Origin of the sequence: Acinetobacter sp. YH12100, from assembly GCF_013419135.1 — a bacterium.
In the GTDB taxonomy this organism is placed as follows: domain Bacteria; phylum Pseudomonadota; class Gammaproteobacteria; order Pseudomonadales; family Moraxellaceae; genus Acinetobacter; species Acinetobacter pseudolwoffii.
Map to the genome: position 1 here is coordinate 1 of NZ_VPAQ01000049.1, position 2,148 is coordinate 2,148.

At 50.0% G+C, this 2,148-nt stretch carries 1 rRNA gene; it reads right to left on the bottom strand.

What is annotated here, in order from left to right:
• Window positions 1-2,129, bottom strand: a 23S ribosomal RNA gene (locus FTU40_RS15060); the annotation flags it as partial.
• Window positions 2,130-2,148 lie beyond the last annotated feature (19 nt).

A 2,148-nucleotide genomic window follows, 5' to 3' on the forward strand; every position in this document is an offset into this window, starting at 1 on the left:
GGTTTCAAAGCCTCCCACCTATCCTACACAAGTAAGATCAAAGTTCAATGTCAAGCTGCAGTAAAGGTTCACGGGGTCTTTCCGTCTAGCCGCGGGTACACCGCATCTTCACGGCGAATTCGATTTCACTGAGTCTCTGCTGGAGACAGCGCCCCCATCATTATGCCATTCGTGCAGGTCGGAACTTACCCGACAAGGAATTTCGCTACCTTAGGACCGTTATAGTTACGGCCGCCGTTTACTGGGGCTTCGATCAAGAGCTTCGCTTACGCTAACCCCATCAATTAACCTTCCAGCACCGGGCAGGCATCACACCCTATACGTCCACTTTCGTGTTTGCAGAGTGCTATGTTTTTAATAAACAGTTGCAGGGGCCTGGTTTCTGTGGCTGCTCTCAGCTCAGGAAGCAAGTTCCATCACCAAAAGCAGCGTACCTTCTCCCGAAGTTACGGTACCATTTTGCCTAGTTCCTTCAGCAGAGTTCTCTCAAGCGCTTTGGTCTACTCGACCTGACCACCTGTGTCGGTTTCGGGTACGATTCCTGTGTAACTGAAGCTTAGAGACTTTTCCTGGAAGCATGGTATCAGCCACTTCACTGTACAAGTACAGCTTGCTATCAGTTCTCAGCATAGAGCACCCCGGATTTGCCTAAGATGCATGCCTACAACCTTTCACCTGGACAACCAACGCCAGGCTGACTTAACCTTCTCCGTCCTCTCATCGCATTACACAGAAGTATTGGAATATTAACCAATTTCCCATCGACTACGCCTCTCGGCCTCGCCTTAGGGGTCGACTCACCCAGCCCCGATTAACGTTGGACTGGAACCCTTGGTCTTTCAGCGTGCGAGTTTTTCACTCGCATTGTCGTTACTCACGTCAGCATTCGCACTTCTGATACCTCCAGCAGACTTCTCAATCCACCTTCATCGGCTTACAGAACGCTCCCCTACCACGCATAATAAATTATGCATCCGCAGCTTCGGCATATAGTTTTAGCCCCGTTACATCTTCCGCGCAGGCCGACTCGACTAGTGAGCTATTACGCTTTCTTTAAAGGGTGGCTGCTTCTAAGCCAACCTCCTAGCTGTCTATGCCTTCCCACATCGTTTCCCACTTAACTATAATTTTGGGGCCTTAGCTGGCGGTCTGGATTGTTTTCCTCTTGACTACGGACGTTAGCACCCGCAGTCTGTCTCCCGGATAGTACTCATTGGTATTCGGAGTTTGCATCGGTTTGGTAAGTCGGGATGACCCCCTAGCCGAAACAGTGCTCTACCCCCAATGGTATTCGTCCGAGGCGCTACCTAAATAGCTTTCGGGGAGAACCAGCTATCACCAAGTTTGATTAGCCTTTCACCCCTATCCACAAGTCATCCCCTGGCTTTTCAACGACAGTGGGTTCGGTCCTCCAGTTAGTGTTACCCAACCTTCAACCTGCTCATGGATAGATCACCTGGTTTCGGGTCTATACCCAGCAACTAATGCGCCCTATTAAGACTCGGTTTCCCTACGGCTCCCCTATTCGGTTAACCTTGCTACTGAATATAAGTCGCTGACCCATTATACAAAAGGTACGCAGTCACCGAACAAGTCGGCTCCCACTGCTTGTATGCATGCGGTTTCAGGATCTATTTCACTCCCCTCACAGGGGTTCTTTTCGCCTTTCCCTCACGGTACTGGTTCACTATCGGTCAGTCAGGAGTATTTAGCCTTGGAGGATGGTCCCCCCATATTCAGACAAGGTTTCACGTGCCTCGCCCTACTCGACATCATCATATAAGCCCTTTCGTGTACAGGACTATCACCGTCTACGGTCGCACTTCCCAGAGCGTTCCACTAGAACTTATATGACTTAATGGGCTCTTCCCCTTTCGCTCGCCGCTACTGAGGGAATCTCAATTGATTTCTTTTCCTAAGGGTACTGAGATGTTTCACTTCCCCTCGTTCGCCTTGCATGACTATGTATTCATCATGCAATACCTACCTTATGGTAAGTGGGTTTCCCCATTCAGACATCTCCGGATCACAGGATATTTGCCGCCTCCCCGGAGCTTTTCGCAGGCTATCACGTCTTTCATCGCCTCTGACTGCCAAGGCATCCACCACATGCACTTAATTACTTGACTATACAACCCCAAACAGTCG